Annotated in this window: 16 protein-coding genes and 1 pseudogene; 12 read left to right on the forward strand and 5 right to left on the reverse strand. The window is 45.5% G+C overall.

Annotation, left to right across the window (positions count from 1 at the left end):
• Positions 1–132: 132 nt before the first annotated feature.
• The 3 genes from ACWA50_RS11350 to ACWA50_RS11360 all read right to left on the reverse strand — a co-directional run bounded on the left by ACWA50_RS11350 (position 133) and on the right by ACWA50_RS11360 (position 4,829).
• Positions 133–3,234, reverse strand: coding sequence for a beta-galactosidase (locus ACWA50_RS11350; RefSeq protein ID WP_431052613.1), 3,102 nt, complete (start codon positions 3,232–3,234; stop codon positions 133–135).
• A gap of 75 nt (positions 3,235–3,309) precedes the next feature.
• On the reverse strand, positions 3,310–3,795 hold the full coding sequence (locus tag ACWA50_RS11355) for a YhcB family protein (protein WP_431052615.1): 486 nt from the start codon (positions 3,793–3,795) through the stop codon (positions 3,310–3,312).
• A gap of 122 nt (positions 3,796–3,917) precedes the next feature.
• A complete protein-coding gene (locus ACWA50_RS11360; protein WP_431052617.1) occupies positions 3,918–4,829 on the reverse strand; it encodes an AraC family transcriptional regulator in 912 nt (303 codons plus the stop codon).
• Positions 4,830–4,952: 123 nt separating this feature from the next.
• Here ACWA50_RS11360 and ACWA50_RS11365 point away from each other — a divergent pair, with 123 nt between their 5' ends.
• From ACWA50_RS11365 to ACWA50_RS11390, 6 genes and pseudogenes are all read left to right on the forward strand, one after another.
• Positions 4,953–6,110, forward strand: coding sequence for a carboxylesterase family protein (locus tag ACWA50_RS11365; RefSeq protein WP_431052619.1), 1,158 nt, complete (start codon positions 4,953–4,955; stop codon positions 6,108–6,110).
• Entirely contained in the window at positions 6,107–7,516 is a 1,410-nt protein-coding gene (locus tag ACWA50_RS11370) for a sugar porter family MFS transporter (protein WP_431052621.1), read from the forward strand. The genes ACWA50_RS11365 and ACWA50_RS11370 overlap by 4 nt, the downstream gene beginning before the upstream one ends.
• Positions 7,517–7,724: 208 nt before the next feature.
• Positions 7,725–8,153: a 50S ribosomal protein L13 gene (gene rplM, locus ACWA50_RS11375; protein WP_431052623.1), complete on the forward strand. Its 429-nt coding sequence runs from the start codon at positions 7,725–7,727 to the stop codon at positions 8,151–8,153.
• A gap of 16 nt (positions 8,154–8,169) precedes the next feature.
• On the forward strand, positions 8,170–8,562 hold the full coding sequence (rpsI, locus tag ACWA50_RS11380) for a 30S ribosomal protein S9 (RefSeq protein WP_034612860.1): 393 nt from the start codon (positions 8,170–8,172) through the stop codon (positions 8,560–8,562).
• A gap of 1,870 nt (positions 8,563–10,432) precedes the next feature.
• Positions 10,433–11,280 (forward strand): annotated as a pseudogene (locus tag ACWA50_RS11385) (reverse transcriptase domain-containing protein); the annotation flags it as partial.
• 153 nt (positions 11,281–11,433) lie between these two features.
• On the forward strand, positions 11,434–12,045 hold the full coding sequence (locus ACWA50_RS11390) for a group II intron maturase-specific domain-containing protein (RefSeq protein ID WP_431054348.1): 612 nt from the start codon (positions 11,434–11,436) through the stop codon (positions 12,043–12,045).
• A 247-nt stretch (positions 12,046–12,292) separates the two neighbouring features.
• Here ACWA50_RS11390 and ACWA50_RS11395 read toward each other — a convergent pair whose 3' ends face one another.
• Both ACWA50_RS11395 and selD read right to left on the reverse strand, forming a co-directional pair.
• Positions 12,293–13,204, reverse strand: a complete 912-nt coding sequence (locus ACWA50_RS11395) for a Dyp-type peroxidase (protein WP_431052625.1) — start codon at positions 13,202–13,204, stop codon at positions 12,293–12,295.
• A gap of 51 nt (positions 13,205–13,255) precedes the next feature.
• A complete protein-coding gene (selD, locus tag ACWA50_RS11400) occupies positions 13,256–14,341 on the reverse strand; it encodes a selenide, water dikinase SelD (protein WP_431052627.1) in 1,086 nt (361 codons plus the stop codon).
• Between the two features lie 254 nt (positions 14,342–14,595).
• Here selD and ACWA50_RS11405 point away from each other — a divergent pair, with 254 nt between their 5' ends.
• The 6 genes from ACWA50_RS11405 (at position 14,596) to gntR (ending at position 21,212) form a co-directional block, all read left to right on the forward strand.
• Positions 14,596–16,239 (forward strand): ABC transporter substrate-binding protein, encoded by a 1,644-nt coding sequence (locus ACWA50_RS11405; protein WP_431052629.1) that lies wholly within the window; start codon positions 14,596–14,598, stop codon positions 16,237–16,239.
• Between the two features lie 86 nt (positions 16,240–16,325).
• Positions 16,326–17,246 (forward strand): oligopeptide ABC transporter permease OppB, encoded by a 921-nt coding sequence (gene oppB / locus ACWA50_RS11410; protein WP_431052631.1) that lies wholly within the window; start codon positions 16,326–16,328, stop codon positions 17,244–17,246.
• A 10-nt stretch (positions 17,247–17,256) separates the two neighbouring features.
• Positions 17,257–18,177: an oligopeptide ABC transporter permease OppC gene (oppC, locus tag ACWA50_RS11415; protein WP_431052632.1), complete on the forward strand. Its 921-nt coding sequence runs from the start codon at positions 17,257–17,259 to the stop codon at positions 18,175–18,177.
• Between the two features lie 20 nt (positions 18,178–18,197).
• Positions 18,198–19,172, forward strand: a complete 975-nt coding sequence (gene oppD / locus ACWA50_RS11420; protein ID WP_431052634.1) for an oligopeptide ABC transporter ATP-binding protein OppD — start codon at positions 18,198–18,200, stop codon at positions 19,170–19,172.
• A gap of 14 nt (positions 19,173–19,186) precedes the next feature.
• A complete protein-coding gene (oppF, locus tag ACWA50_RS11425; protein ID WP_431052636.1) occupies positions 19,187–20,176 on the forward strand; it encodes a murein tripeptide/oligopeptide ABC transporter ATP binding protein OppF in 990 nt (329 codons plus the stop codon).
• A 37-nt stretch (positions 20,177–20,213) separates the two neighbouring features.
• A complete protein-coding gene (gntR, locus tag ACWA50_RS11430; RefSeq protein ID WP_431052638.1) occupies positions 20,214–21,212 on the forward strand; it encodes a gluconate operon transcriptional repressor GntR in 999 nt (332 codons plus the stop codon).
• Positions 21,213–21,222: the final 10 nt, after the last annotated feature.

Raw genomic sequence — 21,222 nt, forward strand, 5'->3', positions numbered from 1 at the left:
CTTTATGCCTCCCTCCGTCCTTCGGACACCTCCCTCCGTATACGGAGGGAGGGAAATTATTCGAGAAAGCGACTTTGTCATCAGCCTGAAAAGTGCGGTCTTTAAACCGCACTAAGCCGCACTTTTGTGTTTTTATGCCAAACGTAAGCGATAACGATATTCTCGTTGTGTCAGCTGATATTCCCTGTGCACACTCGGTGTCCATGAATCATCACCGCCCACGCCCATGTGAAAACCATCAATCCGTAAATACACGCACGGATCGGCGACCAAGTCACAAGTATGGCGTGCTTGGGCTAAATTTTGCCGGCTGAAACGGCTGACGGCAAAATGGAAATGTCCGCGCACATTCAGGTTGGCGAAATTCAGTTCGCGCACATCGCAACGCAAGCCGTTTTCACTCGGGAAAATATAATTGGTGTGCAATTCGAATTGACTGAGATCGTATTGCCCGATGTGCGCGGCATTTTTGCGATCCGGGTAATTTTCATGCGGCCCTCGCCCGAACCATTTCACACGGCTGTCATTGTTGACTAACGCCATTTCAATCCCGACCCGCGGTAAGGACGGCAAGCCGTCGGCGACTTCAATTTGAATATCCAGATCCAACTCGCCTTGTGCGTTGATACGATACAACCAGCAACTTTTTAACAGCAATTGATCTTGATAATAGTAACCGTGCGTGGCGTGAATTTGCACACAATCGGATAGCGGCTCAAGGCGAAAATCTAGACATTTTTCGTTTAACGACCACAAACCGGCGGCTTGCCAGCGGCTGATCCACGCATTCGGATCAATATGTTGCGCCTCACTTGTGCCAATATCGTTATCCAACGGCGCACGGTAGAAATTATTGCGCAGCGGCTGCGCCAGTTGCTCCTTTCCTTGCTTTTGCCAACGGGTGAGTAAACCGCACTTTTTATCAAAGGCGAAGCGAAAATCTTCGCCTTGCACTTGCGCCTGATCCGCACTTTCACTAATCAACGGCAGCTCAACGGCGTGATCGGATACAAAGTGCGGTTCGCTCAACGCAATCACTTCCGGCAGCACAAACTGTTCTTTCGCCACGCAAAAACCGTTTTCCGCCCACATCTGTGTTTGATTTAAAATCACTTCCACATCAATCAGATACAAAGTATCCGGCAGTAAATGAATATCCAACGGAATACGGATGGTTTGGCTGCCTTGCGGTGGCAAATTTAAGCCGCTGTAATTAAAACGAATCGGGAAACCGTTGGCGCTCAATTTCCAATGTAGGAAACAGTCTTTCACCGTTTTGAACAGATATTCGCTGGTGACGGTCAATTCATAGCCCTGCGCCGCTTTTTCCAATTTAAATTGGAAAAACTGTTGTGCTTTTTTCACTTCCGCCATCGCCGGGTGCAACGTGCGGTCAGGGAACAGCAAGCCGTTAATACAGAACTGGCGATCATTAATCTGATCGCCGAAATCGCCGCCGTACGCCCAATACGGGTTGCCGTCTTGATCGTATTTGGTCAGCCCTTGATCGACCCAATCCCAAATAAAGCCGCCTTGCAAGCGCGGATATTGGCGGAATGCCTGCCAATATTGGTTGAAGTTGCCGGAACTGTTGCCCATCGCATGGGCATATTCGCATAAAATCAACGGGCGTTGTTCGTCGGGCATGGAAATGGCTTTTTTAATTGCCCATTTGGTGACGGCTTCGGCAGCGAAGAATTGATCCTGTTCGACGCGCGCATACATCGGGCAAATAATATCGGTTGCCGCCGTCATCGCGCCACCGCCCTCGTATTGCACCGGGCGGCTCGGATCGCGCTGTTTCAGCCATTGATACATCGCATGATGATTATTGCCGATCCCCGATTCGTTGCCCAGAGACCAGATAATAATACCGGCGTGGTTTTTATCGCGCTCCACCATGCGTACCACCCGCGCCAAATAGGCATTCAGCCAGCTCGGATCATCGGATAAATGGCGCATTGGCGATTGCCCGTGGGTTTCCAAATTGGCTTCATCGACCACATATAAGCCGTACTGATCGCACAGTTCATACCACGCCGGATGATTGGGATAATGGGCGCAGCGCACCGCATTGAAGTTGTTCTGTTTAAGCAGCAGAATATCTTGCCGCATATCTTCAACGGTGATGGCATGTCCCCGTTCGGGGTGGTGTTCATGGCGGTTCACGCCGCGAATCAGCAACGGTTTGCCGTTTAACAACAGTTGTCCGTGTTTGATTTCCACCTTGCGGAAACCAATATCGTAGGCTTCGCAGTCCAGTAGCTTATTATTCTCGTCCAACAAACTCACTACGCAGCGATACAAGTACGGTATTTCCGCCGACCATGGCTGCACCTCTCCCACACTGACAGTTTGTTGAAGCCGATCTTGATAACGCCCTTTTTCATCAAGCGCCGCTTGTTGCGCGAATGAAGCAACTTGCTCTAACAAACAATCTTCGCCGTTAAACAGTTGCAACCGTACTTTTGTCTGTTCCGCCGCATTGCGATTAAATCGGGTTTTGACCGTCAATGTACCGTTTTGATAAACCGCATCTAAATCGGCGTGAATCTCCACGTCGGCAATATGCAAGTGCGGTTTACTCAACAGGGTCACATCACGGAAAATACCGCTCAGCCACCACATATCCTGATCTTCCAAATACGAACCGTCGCTCCAACGCAACACCATCACCGTCAGCTGATTGCCGCCGGCATGTACAAAGTCGCTTAAATCAAATTCCGCCGCCACACGGCTGTCTTGCGCATAACCGACCCAACGCCCGTTACACCATAAATGGAATGCGCTGTTGACCCCGTCAAAATTGATCCGCACTTGGCGTTGCAGCCACTTTTCAGGCAAATGAAATAGCGTGCGGTAACAGCCGGTCGGATTATCTTGTGGCACGAAAGGCGGCTTATCGTCAAACGGATAGCGGATATTGGTATAAATCGGATTGTCCGCTACATTCGGTTGCAACTGCCAGTTGGACGGCACGGCAATCTTCAGCCAGTCAGTATCATCAAAGTGCGGTTGGATAACCTCTTCAGGCACGGCTTCCGGCTTGGCAAACAGTTGAAATTGCCACACGCCGTTTAACGATTGTTGATTCGGCGACGGCGTTTTGCCGACCGCACTTGGCACATCGGGATAGGCTCGTAACGGCGAATGTGCCGCCAAGCGGGACAAGGATGAAGTGACTAACTGATTTTGCCATTCTTTTGCTTTGATGATTTCATTAAACTCACGCATACCGCACTCTTAACAGGTTTAAATGGATAAAAATAAAGGCAACGAAACGCTGCCTTTTAAATCGCTTGGATAAGATTAAGCTTCTTTGCTTTTCAATAAACCGGAAGAACCTTTCGAATAATCTTTCGGTTGATCTTTGCCGGCAACGTCTTCTACTGCCGTCGCTTCCGCTGCGACTTTATCGCCCGCCGCCGTATCGGCAGCTTCCGCTTCTTTTCCCCCCGATTCCAACAGCGGATTTTCCTCAAAAATCGCTTTCGCTGTGGTTTCCGGCAACAGAGCGACCGAACTTTTCGCCAAATGTTTATATAAGCGCTGATAATCTTGCGCCATCGATTTCAATAAATCCGCACTTTCGGCAAAATGCTCCTCAATTTTCGCTTTTTGCTGTTCAACCTCGGTTTTGACCTGTTTCAACTCCGATTCGGTCTGCACCTGTTTGCGCACATTGCCGCTCGTGGCACGAATCAAAAAATACGCCAACACAAAACCTATCACCACACCGATAAAGCCGATCAACCACGGGTTACCTGTGATTGCCGAATTTGCTGCTGTTTCCATACACTCCCCCTCAAATTTTAAATGTAAAAAATAGCATAACTGGTTGAAAGTATAAAACGTTATGCCGATAAAGCTAAACACTAAATCCAATTTTTTTAGATTTAGATCACGAATTTCATCATTTAATTACGCGTAACTTGCCGAAATCGCTGACGATACTGCTTTGGCGTACATTGGCTTAATAGATAAAACTGCTTAGAAAAATAACTTAAATGGTTAAATCCGCTATTGAGTGCAATCTCAGTAATGCTCAAAGACGTATTCACCAGTAAGGTTTGGCTCACTTCAATTCGATAAGCATTTAAAAATGACATTGGGCTTTGTTGGACATATTTTTTAAATAATTTACAGCAACGGCTACGGCAAATATGTGCCGAGGCAGCAATACTGTCTAATCGCAATGGATGCATATAATTTTGATGGATAAAACTGGTCATTTTTTTCTGCAATACAATTTCTTCAGGCTCGTCCCCATCGCCCTGATTAAGATAATTCCTTACTAAATTAAACCATTTATGCCAACATTGGTAAGCCACTGCCATACACTCCATATCAATACCATCATCCGATTGCTGCGCTTGTAAATGTAAATTTCCCAATGTTTCAATATCTTGCAAAATAGCCAAATGGGCGGGTTCTTCAAAAGATAAATAATTCGCTTCCAGTCGTTTGGTATTAATGACCGGTTCAACAAATTTTTGGAATAACGTTTTTTCAGCACTAAAAATCATAGGGTTAATTAAAACACAAATAAAATCACAATCTTTTCCGGATAAAGAGTAACCATAGTGCATTGCTTTCGCATTCACAATAATACCATCCCCTTTCTTTAAAACAAAGGTCTTCCCATTCACATAATAATACATTTCGCCACTTAAAATTTTAATTAATTCAATATCTTCATGCCAATGGCATAACGCTTTCATGTCATTAAAATCGGATAATTTATTACATTGAATACCTATACGAACGTAAGGTAAGTAAGATTGAATAATTTCGGCTTGGTCATTCATTAGTTTTAACGTAATTTTCATAACAAGACCTCTTATAAAATACGATTTTTATAAAAATTAGCGAAAATTGTGTTAGAAAGCGATGTTTCTGCTCTGATAATATTATACTAAGAAATAAAAAGAGAACAATCAATAGGTGATAAAATGAAATCCAATAATCCACCCGATTTTTATTGCGAATGCTTGCCTATAGCCAAAGTTGATATACTTGGGGAGAGAATTACGCAATTCAAGTTACGTTTTTCAAGTCCCATTTCTGGAATGCCGCTATTTAATACAAATAGCATCGCTATTTTCCTAGCAAGCGAAAATACAGACAACCAGTGGGAAAAGCTATCTATTGCATATATTGAACAACGTAATGCCTCAGCAATAACGGTATTTATCAAGCAAGCATTGAACGACTCAATCACAAAAACATTAAAATTTGATCAAGTGCAGTTTCGACAACAGCGTTGCCATATTCAAGTTAAAATCAAATTTAAATTTCAGGTCAAAGATATATTTCACAGGGTATTAAAAGTGATGAATTTATTACCGATTCAACATATAGAAATAGATAAATGCCAACACTCATCATTTAACGATTTGGATTATAACCTCTATGTTCCTCACAAAAACAACACAAACCACCCATTAATCATTTATCTACATGGCGCCGGGGAAGGCGGTGATAATCAAAGTCATCTTATTGCTGATCGTGCCGTTGCAACGTTTACCGATCCTGCCATACAACAATTCTTTGATTATCCTTTTATTCTTGCGCCACAATGTCCTGATTTTTGGTTGAAAGAATTTAAATTAAATGGAATCACTTATTTTGGAAAACAAGATTACACCGCCACGCTCATTTATTTGATTAAAAATATTTTTTTACAACATCCACAGATTGATAAAAAACGCGTTTATATTATCGGCGCGTCGATGGGAGGTTATCAAGGATTAAGATTACTAGCGCATAGCCCTGACTTATTTAGCGCTGGCATTATTGCTTGCCCGGCTGAAATTCCAAGTAACGAGTTATTAGATAACTTAAATAATATACCGATGTGGCTATTGCATAGTAGAAAAGATGAGGTTGTTCCGGTTAAAAATACCGAATACATCATTAACTATCTAACTCCTAAAAATCCTAATCTTAAATATCAATTCTTTTCAGATATTATCATTCAAAACCTCAATCTTGATCCTCATTGCGTTTTTTTATATCTCTATGAGAATATTCCGAATATAAATGGAATATCTATTTTTCAATGGTTAAAACAACAAATTGGCAAGCCCAATACAAGGAGCATTTTATGAACAACGGTAAAAGCACGCTAAGTGCGGTCATCTATATTTCTATTATTGCCGCACTTGGTGGATTTCTATTCGGATTCGATACGGCGGTTATTAGTGGCACAGTTGAGTCTATCCGTAGTGAGGAATTTGGTTTTGGGCTTACATCAGGTGAATTAGGATTTGCCGTTGCCTCTGTATTAGTCGGATCTGCAATTGGTGCGTGGTATGCTGGTCTCGCGGCCATACGTTTTGGTCGAGTAAAAGTCATGTTAGTTGCCTCGGTGATGTTTTCCATTTCTGCAGTCGGCTCAGCGCTTGCCGTGGGTTTATGGGATTTTTCAGTTTGGCGATTAATCGGCGGTATTGGGGTCGGCATTGCCGCGGTAATTGCGCCCGCTTATATTGCCGAAGTTTCTCCGGCACATTTACGTGGACGTTTGGGCAGTTTACAGCAACTTGCTATCGCTGTGGGTTTATTAGTGTCCTTCATCTCTAATTATCTTCTTGCTAACATTGAAAATTCTCCTAATGCCGAATTATGGGGTGGTTTATTAGCTTGGCGCTGGATGCTGTTAGTCGAAATTTTTCCAGCCATGCTATATGGAATTATGGCGTTCAAATTACCCGAATCACCTCGTTATCTTGTTAGCAAAAATAAATTAACCGAAGCAAAGCATGTCTTAATCAAATACACCGGTGAGACGGCTCCGGATGCCAAAATTCACAGCATTCAGCAAAGTTTGGGGGATTTAGATGAAATTATTTCGATTAAAAACGTACTCTCATCAAAAACACTTTTTGTTCCGGTTGTTTGGATTGGAATTTGTTTTGCTTTTGTTGCGCAATTCACTGGAATTAATATCATTTTATACTACGCCTCTTCACTCTGGAGTGCGGTCGGATTTTCCCAATCACTCTCCTTTGCCGTTCCTATCGGTACAACAATGATCGGTGTATTGATGACTATTGTCGGTATGTTATATATCGATAAAATTGGGCGACGCAAATTACTGCTGATCGGCTCAATAGGTATGGGGATCTCTCTTTGGATTACTGGCTTTATTTTTATGAGCGCAGACAAAAGCGCAAACGGCTTAGCATTACCGGCATATCTGTCTTGGGCGGCCTTAATCAGTGCGCATATTTTTTATATTTTCTTTTGCGGCACTTGGGGGCCTGCTATTTGGGTGGTTTTAGGTGAGATATTCCCAAACCGCATTCGAACAACCGGACTTGGCATTGCCATTTGTGCAAACTGGATTGGTAATGTTATCGTCACATGGACATTCCCACCGATGTTACAAGCCTTTGGGCTTGCGCCGACTTATTTATTTTACGGGGTCTGCTGTATCGGCTCATTTTTCATGGTTAAATGGCTTATTCATGAAACTGGTAATCAAGAGTTGGAAGATTTGCCTCAGCGTTAAATTAATATGAGCCTTTTAGCCCATATTTTTCGCTAAAAGGTTCGCTTTTTGAAATCGTTTCCTATATAATCTTGCGACCCTGTATTACGACTGGTTTTCCCGCCGCGTAAATGTCATTGAGTTCTCACTCGAAGGGGTGCAGCAATCAATTTGAGGTGTGTCTAATATTAGACACAGGGTTTAAAATTTTTATATTGGTAATCATTTAATGAAAACTTTTGTAGCAAAACCGGAAACTGTAAAACGTGACTGGTATGTAGTTGACGCGACCGGTAAAACTTTAGGTCGTTTGGCTACTGAAATCGCAAGTCGCTTACGTGGTAAACACAAAGCCGAGTACACCCCGCACGTAGATACCGGTGATTACATCATCGTGATTAACGCTGAGAAAGTTGCCGTAACCGGTAAAAAACAAAGCGATAAAATCTACTACTGGCACACAGGCCACATCGGTGGAATCAAACAAGCGACTTTCAAAGAGATGATCGAACGTCGTCCTGAAAGCGTGATTGAAATTGCGGTTAAAGGTATGTTGCCTAAAGGTCCTTTGGGTCGTGCAATGTATCGTAAATTAAAAGTGTATGCGGGTGCCGAACACAGCCACGCTGCGCAACAACCACAAGTATTAGACATTTAATCACGGGATCAAGATTATGGCAGAGAATCAAAACTACGGCACAGGCCGCCGCAAAAGCTCTTCAGCCCGTGTATTCATCAAACCGGGTACAGGTAAAATCACTATCAACCAACGTGAAATCGACGTTTATTTCGGTCGCGAAACTTCACGCATGATCGTGCGTCAACCGTTGGAATTAGTTGAATTAACTGAGAAATTGGATCTATACATCACTGTTAAAGGTGGTGGTATTTCAGGTCAAGCCGGTGCGATCCGTCACGGTATCACCCGCGCTTTAATGGAATATGACGAAACTTTACGCCCTGCATTGCGTGCAGCCGGCTTCGTCACTCGTGACGCACGTCGTGTTGAACGTAAAAAAGTGGGTCTGCGCAAAGCACGTCGTCGTCCACAATTCTCCAAACGTTAAGTGCGACAATGTCGCACTTATGGTGTGCAAGTTATTGTTTTTACAAAGATATTTTATCGGAGTATAGCAATTCTTGCACGCAGTTGCAAACCTTTTATACGAGGTTTGCAACAACTTTTCAAGTACCCCTCGGGGGTACTTGGGAAGCCAGACAAAGAAACGAGGCGTTGCCTAAGATCTTTGTTCTAAGTTGGATTAGTAAATAGACCAATTTATGTGTAACTAAGGTATGATCTTCACTTTGATGTCGTCCTGAGTAGTCAAATACTCAAGGTTAAGTTAAGAAAGCAAGATCCAGTTAAGAGCTTACCCATAGCTCCTTGTCATAAATCCATATTTACCGCCTACTATAAATAAAGCCCAGAGGTTTACGAGCACGATGAAACTAAACCTACAATATAAATTGGTAGTTTATATTGGTAAGTGCATACTTCAAACATGACCGATTAAATCGGTTTGCTTTACACATTATAATCTCTTTTTCTCTGTTAAGGGGGATAGAGATGTCAATAGCATTACACTTTATTTTGATACAACATCAAGATAAGGTTATTATTGCTCAATTTTCAGTTATTTCATGTTTATAAATTGTATTTATCTCATCAAGAAGAGCGGCTTAGCTGTATCTAAATTTTGAGAAAATGAAATGCGTATGCTGAAAATAGGATATAAAACAGTAAAGTACGAAGTTCTCGGCAACATTGGGAACAGGAAGAAGTAAATAGTATGCAGACAAGACTTATTTATGCTGTTTAGGTGTGAAAACTTAGTAAGTGCATAAGCTGTTATTATCATTGTTACGCTCGGTATAACGAGAGTGTAACCTGCTATATGACTGGCAGTAGCCTAGGGGCAGTGCGGTTTTGGTAACGAAACGGTACGAAGCGTCCTGACAATGTAACCCCTCCTCGGAGGTTGCCGTTTATCGTGAGATAACGGGAAGAGAATGTTGAACAGTACAACATTCAAGGTGCTAGGCTGAATAGAAAGATAAACGTAAGTGAACAGTTGATAAACCTCGTAATGAAGAGAAAGCCTACGACTGTTATTGGCTTTGACCAAAAGGTATGCGGTTGGTTATTCCTCTTTAACGTGGGAATACGTCATCATCAAACCGTCGGGGGACAGACTGTATCTTCACTATTCGTGTGGTAATAACGGAAATTGGTAAGCCTGTATTTTCGCCCTGTCCACAATTCTCCAACCGTTTGAAAAGAGCGGCAGGGGAAATAAGGGATAAGGCAGGTAAAGCGTAAGCAATGCTGTTGAAAGTGCAGGTAAGGGAGGTTGGAGAAAGCGAATGCTTTGCTGTAATGGCAGGGATAGGGTATGAAATATGACCCACCCGAAAGGGGGCAGACTTCCAACTGGTCTTTCATCGCAAGATGACGGGCAAATTCCTTTAATGGTTATTGGAAAGTTTGGAGAATTAGCGGTGATTTACCAATAGGTCATTGATAATTGTCGGGAAAACAAACTGATAACAATGTAATAAATAAGGGTAAAACGCGCGTTGGCGCATTGGCTGCCTGAGAAACAGCCAATAATTGGGACGGGAAAACCCCTCTCACCAACGCGACGCTACTCTTTAACCCAACGGTTACAAGAGATGTAAGACTGTCGGTAAAACGATAGTTCCTCTTGTAACTAATCCAAATAATCGTATTGTTATTTGGGCAAGGTTAATTACATTAGGAATTTATCCACTTACCGATGTTTCTTACTGCTTCTTGTACTATCAGGAGCAAGTATGAAAGAGCGAACTCATTCTACTAAGAAAGTATTATGCAGTCCAGCGCCAACGGCTCCGAACATAGCGCAACACTGGCACTCAATTGATTGGGGAAAGGTGCAACGCTATGTTAAAGGAATGCAAGTGCGGATTGCGAAGGCAACACGGGAAAGCGATTGGCGTAGGGTTAAAAACCTACAACGAATGCTGACCCACTCGTTTTATGCGAAAGCATTAGCCGTTAGACGAGTGACTGAAAATAAAGGCAAACGGACTGCCGGTGTGGATAAAACCATTTGGGATTCTCCATCACTCAAATGGAAAGCAATCGACACCTTGTCGGCAAAAGGGTATAAACCTAGCCCATTGCGGCGAGTTTATATTCCCAAACCCAATGGTAAGCAACGACCATTAGGGATTCCGACAATGAGGGATAGGGCTATGCAGGCATTGTATTTACTGGCACTGCAACCTGTTGCTGAAACATTGGCAGATAAAGGCTCATATGGGTTTAGGCTAAACCGTTCTACGGCTGACGCGATAACCCATATACATCAAATATTCACCAAGAAAGGGCGAAAAACCAATCGTCCTGCCGAATGGATATTAGACGCCGATATACAAGGATGTTTCGACCACATCAATCATGATTGGCTGTTAAAACATATTCCGATGAATAAACGGATATTGCATAAATGGCTGAAATCGGGTGTGGTTGAATTCGGGCAGTTAAAACGGACAGAGGAAGGTACGCCACAAGGTGGTATAATTTCCCGACTCTGGCAAATATGGCACTGGACGGGCTCGAAAACGAACTGGCGAAGCACTTCGGTGCGAAAGGCAGTAAACAAATTCGAGAACATAAAACCTACATGGTGCGATATGCCGATGATTTTATTATTTCGGGCAATTCAAAAGAACTACTGGAAAATAAAGTCTTACCTGTGGTGAAAAACTTTATGGCAGAACGAGGGTTATCTCTGTCAGAAAGTAAAACCAAGGTGGTGCATATCGAACAAGGATTTGATTTTTTAGGTTGGACGGTTCGACGTTTGAATCAACGAATCTTGATTAAACCGAGCAAGAAGAATGTGCAAACATTTTATCGCAAGGCAAAAACCATGATTTCTAAGATGAAAATGGCGAAACAAGAAGAGCTGATTTTTGTGTTAAATCCGATGTTACGAGGGTGGGCTAACTATCACCGTCATCAAGTTTCCAGCATTGCCTTTGCCCGAATGGACGCATTGATTTGGCGAGCCTTATGGAAATGGTGTAAACGCCGACATCACAATAAAGGGATAAGGTGGATAAAAGAGAAATACTTTTGTTCAACCGCCACTAGAAATTGGATATTTGGCACAACCTATACTGATCCAAAAGGTGAATTGAAACCGATAGAGTTATTCTATTGCGGATACGTCAAAATTGAACGGCACATTAAAGTGAAACAGGATTATAATCCGTTTTTACCGGAGTGGGAGTTATATGGAGAAGAGTTACATCGTCAGCGGTTGTATAATAAACAATCGCACCGACGACAGTGGCAAGCCCTGTATAACGATCAGAAAGGAAAATGTGCATTATGCGAACAGGCAATAACGGAAGAAACAGGTTGGCACGACCATCATATTGAGTATCGAATGTATGGCGGTAGTGACGCTTTGAGTAATCGTTGTTTGCTACACCCGATATGTCATAGAAAAGTCCACGCCTTGAATTTAAAGGTAGTGAAACCGACTATCACATAGTTAATAGAAAGGCTTGAGCTGTATGCAGAGAAATTTGCCCGTACAGTTCTTAGGGGGCTGAAACGCAGTAATGCATTTTGGCTACCCGACTTTGGAAATTTACCGACAGTATTTATACTGCAAAGATACAAGCCGATCGGGAAAGCAATCGGCTTTTTTGTTATAGCTAAACAGCTCGCTATAACAAAAAGTGCGGTCTGATTCGTTTTTAATCTGACCGCACTTTGCCTACGCTGAAGATGTTACGTTATGCCAGGGCTTTTAACTGTTTAAGCGACGGAGCATAATAGTAACTGCCGCTGACCGCTTTGGTGAAGCCAAGCAAACGGTCGGTTTTTCCATCGGTTTCACCGAACATACTCAACAATTGTTGTTCGATATTGTGCAAGCGTGCGCAGTAGCAGATAAAATACAAACCGTGGGCGCCACTGACTTTACCGTATGGCAGGCTTTGGCGTACCATTTTCAGCCCGGCACCGTTTTCTTTCAGATCCACTCTGCCGACGTGCGATGTATCAGGTACATCATCCAATTCCACGCTATCGGCTTTGGTTCTGCCGATCACACTTTCTTGTTTTTCGGTATTCAGTTTTTGCCATTTATCCAGTTGATGTTCATAACGTTGGGTGAACACATAGCTGCCGCCTTGATCGTTACCCTTGGCGATCAACGCAATTGCTGAGCGCTCCTCTGTGCCTTGCGGATTTTCCGTACCATCAATAAAGCCGGTTAAATCACGTTCTTCAATCCAGCGGAAACCTTGAGTTTCTTCTTCCACCTTAATCGCTGCGGCAAACAACCGCATTGCCATTTGCCCGGCGGAAAAGCAGACATCCTGGCGCAACGCCTGAATATGGATCAGCAAATCACGCTGTGTTGCCGGGGCAGTTAAGTTGCCTTTGCCTAAGGTGGTGAAAGGTTTCAATTCAACCGCACTTTGCTCTTTTTTCAGTTGCTGCCAAACCGAATCGCCGAAAGCCAGCGTCGCACCTAATCCCGCCTCAGGATAAGCCTGCTGCAATTTTTCCAATTCGGTTAAAAAGGGAATCACCGCTTGTTTTAATGCCGATAAATCAATAATCGTCGCTTCTAAAAAAAGCCCCGCTCGGCAATGTTCTAATAAAATCCCGCTCTGCGCTGACGCCGATAATACCATCATTATTCTGTCCTCTTTTATTCGTCTTTATTTTTAGTTAGATAACTTGCGCGATTAACGCACCTCAATCAATACCTGGCTATCGGCATGCCGTGCCAGTAAGCGCCCGATCCGAAACAGTTCAACGCCGTTTTCCGCCGCCAACGTTCTCACCTGCTCTACCGCCTGTGGACGCACGGCAATCAGCAAGCCGCCTGATGTTTGCGGATCGCATAAAACCGCTTGCTGCGCCTCGCTCATTGGCGAAATCAAATGCCCGTAGCTGTCAAAGTTACGTTTATTGCCGCCCGGGATACAGCCTTTTTCAACATAATATTCCACGCCGTCGAGTAACCGCACTTGGTTGAAATCTACTTCTGCCGCGACATTTGAACCTTGGCAGATTTCTGATAAGTGTCCCAGCAAGCCAAAACCGGTGACATCAGTCATGGCGGTAATATCTTCAATCTCGGCAAATTTTGTGCCGATACTGTTTAATTGGCACATCACGTTTGAAGCGAGATTCTGATGTTCCGCTTTCAATTTGCCTTTTTTCTCAGCGGTGGTCAGAATGCCGATACCCAACGGCTTGGTCAGATAAAGTTCACAGCCGGCTTCAGCAGCATTGTTCTTCTTCAATTTCTCGGTATTAATCACACCGGTTACCGCCAAGCCGAAAATCGGTTCAGGCGCGTCAATCGAGTGTCCGCCGGCGAGGGATATTCCTGCCGTCTGACATGCCGCACGCCCGCCGTCCACAATACGCTGCGCCACTTCCGGTGGTAATTTGCTGATCGGGAAGCCCAAAATCGCAATCGCCATAATCGGCTTGCCGCCCATGGCATAAATATCGCTGATTGCATTGGTGGCGGCGATTTTACCGAAAGTGAACGGATCATCAACAATCGGCATAAAAAAATCGGTGGTGCTGATAATGCCGATATTGTTACCAAGATCGTACACCGCCGCGTCATCCCGGCTCTCATTGCCAACCAGCAACTGCGGATCCATAAATTTTTCCATTTCGGTGTGTAAAATTTGATCCAACACTTTCGGAGAGATCTTACAACCACAACCGGCGCCGTGGCTGTATTGCGTTAAACGGATGACATCACTGACCACATGATTGAATTCACTTTCGACAATATTTTGCTCACTCATTTATAATCCTCTTTGTTATTTTGCTTCGACAGGCTAACTAAGCGTATTGTACCCTTTTTTCATTATTTTTTTAGCGAAATGAACAATCTTGCTGAATTTATCATCAATTATTGGTGTTTAACATTTATTTAACGTGATGATTATCAGAATTTTGATCTTTATCCATTTATAAAGTTGTTTTTTATGAAAGAATGCGGTATAGCTATTCACTGAAAAAACACTTCAAAACACAACATTGACAAGGAGTAACTATAATGACTTTCAAACTCTCTCGCTTAAACAGTGCCGTGTTAACGGCTTTAACTTTTGGTCTTGCCACTTCTGCGTTTGCCGCCAATGTGCCTGCCGGAACCGAACTCGCGGCAAAACAAGAGTTGGTTTATAACGTTTCCGCCAACCCGGCAAGCCTTGATCCGGCAAAAATCGAAGGCGATGTCGAAGGGCAATTCACCCGCCAATTGTTTGAAGGCTTGGTCACCTCCGATGAAAAAGGGCATATTTTGCCCGGTGTCGCGAAATCTTGGGATCATTCCGAAGACTTCAAAACCTGGACTTTCCACCTGCGCGACAACGCCAAATGGTCGAACGGCGATCCGGTGACGGCGGAAGATTTTGTGTATGCGTGGCAGCGTTTGGCTGATCCGAAAACCGCCGCCCCTTACGGCACCTATTTGAAATATCTCACCCTGCAAAATGCGGCTGAAATCGTGGAAGGCACAAAACCACCGAGCGAATTGGGCGTGAAAGCGTTAGACGCGCACACCTTGCAATTAACCTTGAATTCGTCGATTCCGTATGTCGATAAACTGGTTGAACACTATGTGTTATATCCGGTGCACAAAGCCACCGTGGAAAAATTCGGCGACCAATGGACGAAAAAAGAAAATATGGTGAACAACGGTGCGTTCAAATTAGACAGCCTGATTGTGAATGAAAAAGCCGAATTGTCGCCGAATCCGCAATATTGGGACAACGCCAACACCGTCTTAACCAAAGTCACCTTGCTGCCGATTGAATCCTCCACCACCGACATGAACCGCTATCGCGCCGGCGAAATCGACATCACCGGTAAAGACGTGCCGCCGGACATGTTCCCGAAATTAAAAGCGGATTTCCCGAACGAAATATACACCAGCCCGATTTTGTGTACTTATGTATATGAAATCAATACCGCCAAAGCGCCGTTTAACGATCCGCGCGTGCGCCAAGCATTGAGCCTGTCGATTGACCGCAACATTATTACCGATAAAGTGTTGGGACAAGGGCAAGTGCCTGCCTATCACTTCACGCCGCCATATATCAACGGCGGTGAAAAATTGACCAACCCCGAATGGGCAAGTTGGGATCAGAAAAAACGCAACGAAGAAGCGATTAAATTGTTAGCCGAAGCCGGTTTCAACAAGCAAAATCCGCTGAATTTCACCATTTTGTATAATACTTCTGAAAACCACAAGAAAATTGCGATTGCGGCAAGTTCCATCTGGAAACAAAATTTGGGCGGCGCAGTCAATGCCAAAATGGAAAACCAAGAGTGGAAAACCTATTTGGATTCCCGTCACCAAGGCAACTATGACGTAGCGCGTGCCGGTTGGTGTTCAGACTACAATGAAGCCACTTCATTCCTGAACTACTACTTGTCCGACAGCAGCAACAACACCGCATTCTATAAGAGCGCCGAATATGATGCGGCGGTGAAACATGCGTTGCTGGCAGACAGCGATGAGCAACGCCAAACCGATTACGCCAATGCGGAAACCTTCTTCAGCCGCGACGTACCGTCGGTGCCGTTCTATCACTATGTGCAACCGCGCTTGGTGAAACCGTATGTGAAAGGCTATGCCGTTGCGCACCCGGGGCAAAACTACTATCTGAAAGATGTGTATTTGATTAAGCAGTAATTCAAGCTTTGAATTCACTTCTCATCTCAAAGTGCGGTACACTACCGCACTTTGTTGATTTCTCATTTACTTTTTAGATACTCATTATGCTGATACTCATTTTACGCCGTTTTTTACAGGCAATCCCGACACTGTTTGTGTTGATCACCATCTCGTTTTTCATGATGCGGCTCGCTCCCGGCAGCCCGTTTTCCAGCGAAAAAAACTATCCGCCGGAAGTGATGGCAAATATTGAAGCCAAATACAATTTGGACAAGCCGATTCATACCCAATATTTATTGTATTTGAAAAACCTTGCGCAAGGCGATTTCGGGCCTTCATTCAAATATAAAGACTTCACCGTCAATCAACTGGTGGCGCAGGCGATTCCCGTATCGTTAAAGCTGGGCTTTTCCGCCTTTTTGATCGCGCTGTTTTTCGGCGTGCTTGCCGGCACGGTGGCGGCGATTAAGCAGAATAAGTGGATCGACTATTTTATTATGACCTTTGCCATGACCGGCGTGGTGATCCCCAGCTTCGTGGTTGCGCCGCTATTGGTGTTGATTTTCGCCATCACCCTGAAATGGCTGCCGGCAGGCGGCTGGAACGGCGGCACATTGATCAACATGCTGCTGCCGATGACCGCACTTTCGCTCTCTTACATTGCCAGCATTGCGCGGATCACGCGCGGTTCGATGATTGAGGTGCTGCACTCCAATTTTATCCGCACCGCCAAAGCCAAAGGCTTGCCAATGCGACGGATTATTTTGCGCCACGCCTTGCGCCCTGCGCTGCTGCCGGTGGTGTCGTATATGGGGCCTGCCTTTGTCGGTATTATCACCGGTTCAATGGTGATCGAAAGTATCTTCGGCTTGCCCGGTTTGGGGCAGCTGTTTGTGAACGGGGCATTGAACCGTGATTATTCGTTGGTGTTGAGCCTGACTATTTTGGTCGGCGCACTCACCATCACCTTTAATGCGATTGTGGATATTTTGTATGCCGTAATCGATCCTAAAATTCGTTATTAAAGGATGTATTATGTTGATTAAACAAGAAAATACCGAATTTATTGAAAATTTGGCACAACAACTGAGCCAACAAGACGAAGTGGAAGGACGCAGCCTGTGGCAAGACGCCAAACGCCGCTTTTTCCATAACCGGGCGGCGTTGGTCAGCCTGTTGGTGCTGTTTATGATTACTCTGTTTGTGGTGTTCGCACCGCTCTTAATGCCGTTTGCTTTCGACGAAACCGATTGGAACATGATGTCGGCGGCACCGGATTTGGAAAGCGGACACTATTTCGGCACCGATTCCTCCGGGCGTGATATGTTGGTGCGCGTGGCGATGGGCGGGCGGATTTCGCTATTGGTCGGTATCGCCGGGGCGCTGATTGCGGTGTTGGTCGGCACGCTGTACGGCGCGACTTCCGGCTATGTCGGCGGCAAAACCGACGCGGTGATGATGCGGATTTTGGAAATCCTGAACTCGTTTCCGTTTATGTTCTTCGTGATCTTATTGGTGACCTTCTTCGGGCAAAATATCCTGCTGATCTTCGTCGCGATCGGCATGGTGTCGTGGTTAGACATGGCGCGGATCGTACGCGGGCAAACTCTAAGTTTGAAACGTAAAGAGTTTGTCGAAGCCGCCATTGTCTGCGGCGTGCCGACCCGACAGATCATCTGGCGGCATATCGTGCCGAACGTGTTGGGCGTGGTGGTGGTTTATGCCTCGCTGCTTGTGCCGGGCATGATTTTATTTGAATCTTTCCTCAGCTTCTTAGGATTGGGCACGCAAGAACCGCTGAGCAGTTGGGGCGGTTTGTTGAACGACGGCGCACGGGCGATGGAATATCTGCCGTGGCTGCTGATTTTCCCAGCACTGTTTTTAGTGATAACCCTATTCTGCTTTAACTTTATCGGCGACGGCTTGCGCGACGCGCTCGACCCGAAAGATCGCTAATAGAGATGTGAGGAAATACAATGACAAATCCGAATTTACTACTCGATGTAAACGATCTGCGGGTGATTTTCAAAACCCACGACGGCGATGTCACCGCCGTCAATAATCTGACCTTCGCACTCAATGCCGGGCAAACGCTGGGCATTGTCGGCGAATCCGGCTCGGGCAAATCGCAAACCGCATTTGCCTTGATGGGCTTGCTTGCCGACAACGGACGGATCGAAGGCTCGGCAAAATTCAACGGCAAAGAGATTTTAAACCTGCCGAAGAAAGAGCTGAATCACTTGCGTGCCGAACAGATCGCGATGATTTTCCAAGATCCGATGACCTCGCTCAATCCGTATATGAAAGTCAAAGATCAGTTAATGGAAGTCCTGATGTTGCACAAAGGCTTGGATCGCAAAAGTGCTTATAACGAATCCTTGGCTATGCTTGACGCAGTGAAAATGCCGGAAGCGAAAAAGCGCATGGAGATGTATCCGCATGAATTTTCCGGCGGTATGCGCCAACGGGTGATGATTGCCATGGCGTTGCTGTGCCGTCCGAAATTGCTGATCGCCGACGAACCGACAACCGCACTTGACGTGACCGTACAGGCGCAAATCATGAGTTTGCTGAATGAGCTGAAAAGCGAATTCAACACCGCAATTATCATGATCACCCACGATTTGGGCGTGGTTGCCGGGATTTGCGATCATGTGCTGGTGATGTACGCCGGGCGCACCATGGAATACGGCACGGCGGAACAGATTTTTTATCATCCGACCCACCCCTACTCTATCGGCTTGATCAATGCCGTACCGAAACTGAACGAAGAATCGCACGAGCTGATCACCATTCCGGGCAATCCGCCGAATTTGCTGAATTTACCGAACGGCTGCCCATTCCAACCGCGTTGCTTAAAAGCCACGGCGCAATGTCTGCAAGCGCCGCAGTTGCAACGTTTCGATCATAATCGCCTGCGGGCTTGTTTTATTCCGGTTACGGAAATGTAGCTTGAGAACACAGTATGCAAAACGAAAATAAACCGTTATTACTCGATGTGAACAATCTCAGCGTTCACTTTAAAATTAAGCAAGACAAAAAAAGCTTTTTCGCCAAACCGCAAACCTTAAAAGCGGTCAATGGCGTCTCCTTCAAACTCTATCAGGGCGAAACCTTGGGCGTGGTCGGCGAATCCGGCTGCGGCAAATCGACCTTGGCGCGCGCGATTATCGGCTTGGTGAAATCCGCCGGCGGCGCAATGGCATGGTTAGGCAAAGATCTGAGCAAGCAAAACGCCAAAGAGTGGAAAGCGTTGCGCAACGATATTCAGATGATTTTCCAAGATCCGCTCGCCTCGCTTGATCCGCGCATGACGATCGGCGACATTATCGCCGAGCCGTTGAAAGTCTACCAACCGCACTTGAGCCGGCAAGAGGTGAAAAGCAAAGTGCAGGCGATGATGCAAAAAGTCGGCTTGCTGCCGAATTTAATCAACCGCTATCCGCACGAATTTTCCGGCGGACAATGCCAACGGATCGGCATTGCGCGCGCCCTGATTATCGAGCCGAAACTGATTATCTGTGATGAGCCGGTGTCGGCATTGGACGTATCCATTCAGGCGCAAGTGGTCAATCTGCTGAAGTCGTTACAAAAAGAGATGGGCTTATCGCTGATTTTTATTGCGCACGATCTGTCGGTGGTGAAGCACATTTCCGACCGCGTGTTGGTGATGTATCTCGGCAATGCGGTGGAGCTGGGCGACTACCGCGCAGTATATCAAGACACCAAGCACCCGTACACCAAAGCCTTGATGTCCGCCGTGCCGATTGCCGATCCGAAACTGGAACGCAATAAGAAAATTCAGCTGTTGGAAGGTGACCTGCCATCACCGATCAACCCGCCGTCCGGCTGCGTGTTCCGCACCCGCTGCCCGCTTGCCGACAGCCATTGTGCGTTGGAAAAGCCGAATTTAATCGGGGATATTTCACATTTAGTCGCCTGCTTTAAAGTATAATTATTTCTTTACTACCGGATCAAAGTGCGGTCAACCCATGCAAAAGAAACGCCCTGTGCTGCAAGACATTGCCAATCATCTCGGCATTACCAAAATGACGGTCAGCCGTTATTTGCGCAATCCGCAAACAGTTGCGCCGGCGACGCGCGAGAAAATTGCGGCGGCAATTGAACAGTTTGGCTATATTCCCAACGTTGCCTCGCGCATTATGTCCAGCGCCAAAAGTTATGCCATCGGCGTGCTGGTTCCCTCGCTCACCAATCAGGTGTTTGCCGATGTGATCAAAGGAATTGAATCGGTGACCGAATTGTCGGGCTACCAAACCATGTTGGCGCACTTCGGTTATTCGCCGGAAATCGAAGAACAGCGGATTAAATCGCTGCTTTCGTACAATGTCGATGCCTTGATTTTGTCCGAAAACGTGCATAGCAAGCAGTCGCTAAAAATGTTGCAGGTTGCCAATATTCCGGTGATTGAGATGATGGATTTACAGCACAGCAAGCCGGTGGCGCAAGCAGTCGGTTTTGATAATCGTGCGGCGGCACGGCAAATGACGGAAGCGATGATTGCGCGCGGGCGTAAAAACATTGTCTATTTTGCCGCGCGCATGGACAACCGCACTTTTCAAAAAATCGAAGGCTATGAAGCGGCGATGAAAGCGCACGGTTTACAGCCGTATAAATTGATCACCGAACAACCGTCATCATTCAGCCTCGGCGCGCAACAACTACGCCAAATTTTGGCACAACGCCCCGACAGCGACGGCATTTTTTGCACCAATGACGATTTGGCAATCGGTGCGGTGTTTGAATGCCAGCGCCAAGGCATTGCCATTCCGCAGCAAATCGCCATTGCCGGCTTTCACGGGCATAATGTCGGGCAATCAATGACCCCGCAACTGGCAACGGTGATCACACCTCGTTTTGAAATCGGTAAAATCGCCGCGCAAGAAGTGATCGACCGTTTAAATTCTATTCCGCCGGCAAGAGAAATTATTGATACCGGATTTAAAATCCATTTTGGCGAAAGTTTGTAACACTTGGAAC

This window comes from Testudinibacter sp. P17/SS/0325, assembly GCF_053570765.1.

Excerpts from the sequence above, each read along its gene's own strand:
- ACWA50_RS11350 (WP_431052613.1), bottom strand. The coding sequence starts at position 3,234 with ATGCGTGAGTTTAATGAAATCATCAAAGCAAAAGAATGGCAAAATCAG.
- ACWA50_RS11355 (WP_431052615.1), bottom strand. The coding sequence starts at position 3,795 with ATGGAAACAGCAGCAAATTCGGCAATCACAGGTAACCCGTGGTTGATC.
- ACWA50_RS11360 (WP_431052617.1), bottom strand. The coding sequence starts at position 4,829 with ATGAAAATTACGTTAAAACTAATGAATGACCAAGCCGAAATTATTCAA.
- ACWA50_RS11365 (WP_431052619.1), top strand. The coding sequence starts at position 4,953 with ATGAAATCCAATAATCCACCCGATTTTTATTGCGAATGCTTGCCTATA.
- ACWA50_RS11370 (WP_431052621.1), top strand. The coding sequence starts at position 6,107 with ATGAACAACGGTAAAAGCACGCTAAGTGCGGTCATCTATATTTCTATT.
- rplM (WP_431052623.1), top strand. The coding sequence starts at position 7,725 with ATGAAAACTTTTGTAGCAAAACCGGAAACTGTAAAACGTGACTGGTAT.
- rpsI (WP_034612860.1), top strand. The coding sequence starts at position 8,170 with ATGGCAGAGAATCAAAACTACGGCACAGGCCGCCGCAAAAGCTCTTCA.
- ACWA50_RS11390 (WP_431054348.1), top strand. The coding sequence starts at position 11,434 with ATGGCGAAACAAGAAGAGCTGATTTTTGTGTTAAATCCGATGTTACGA.
- ACWA50_RS11395 (WP_431052625.1), bottom strand. The coding sequence starts at position 13,204 with ATGATGGTATTATCGGCGTCAGCGCAGAGCGGGATTTTATTAGAACAT.
- selD (WP_431052627.1), bottom strand. The coding sequence starts at position 14,341 with ATGAGTGAGCAAAATATTGTCGAAAGTGAATTCAATCATGTGGTCAGT.
- ACWA50_RS11405 (WP_431052629.1), top strand. The coding sequence starts at position 14,596 with ATGACTTTCAAACTCTCTCGCTTAAACAGTGCCGTGTTAACGGCTTTA.
- oppB (WP_431052631.1), top strand. The coding sequence starts at position 16,326 with ATGCTGATACTCATTTTACGCCGTTTTTTACAGGCAATCCCGACACTG.
- oppC (WP_431052632.1), top strand. The coding sequence starts at position 17,257 with ATGTTGATTAAACAAGAAAATACCGAATTTATTGAAAATTTGGCACAA.
- oppD (WP_431052634.1), top strand. The coding sequence starts at position 18,198 with ATGACAAATCCGAATTTACTACTCGATGTAAACGATCTGCGGGTGATT.
- oppF (WP_431052636.1), top strand. The coding sequence starts at position 19,187 with ATGCAAAACGAAAATAAACCGTTATTACTCGATGTGAACAATCTCAGC.
- gntR (WP_431052638.1), top strand. The coding sequence starts at position 20,214 with ATGCAAAAGAAACGCCCTGTGCTGCAAGACATTGCCAATCATCTCGGC.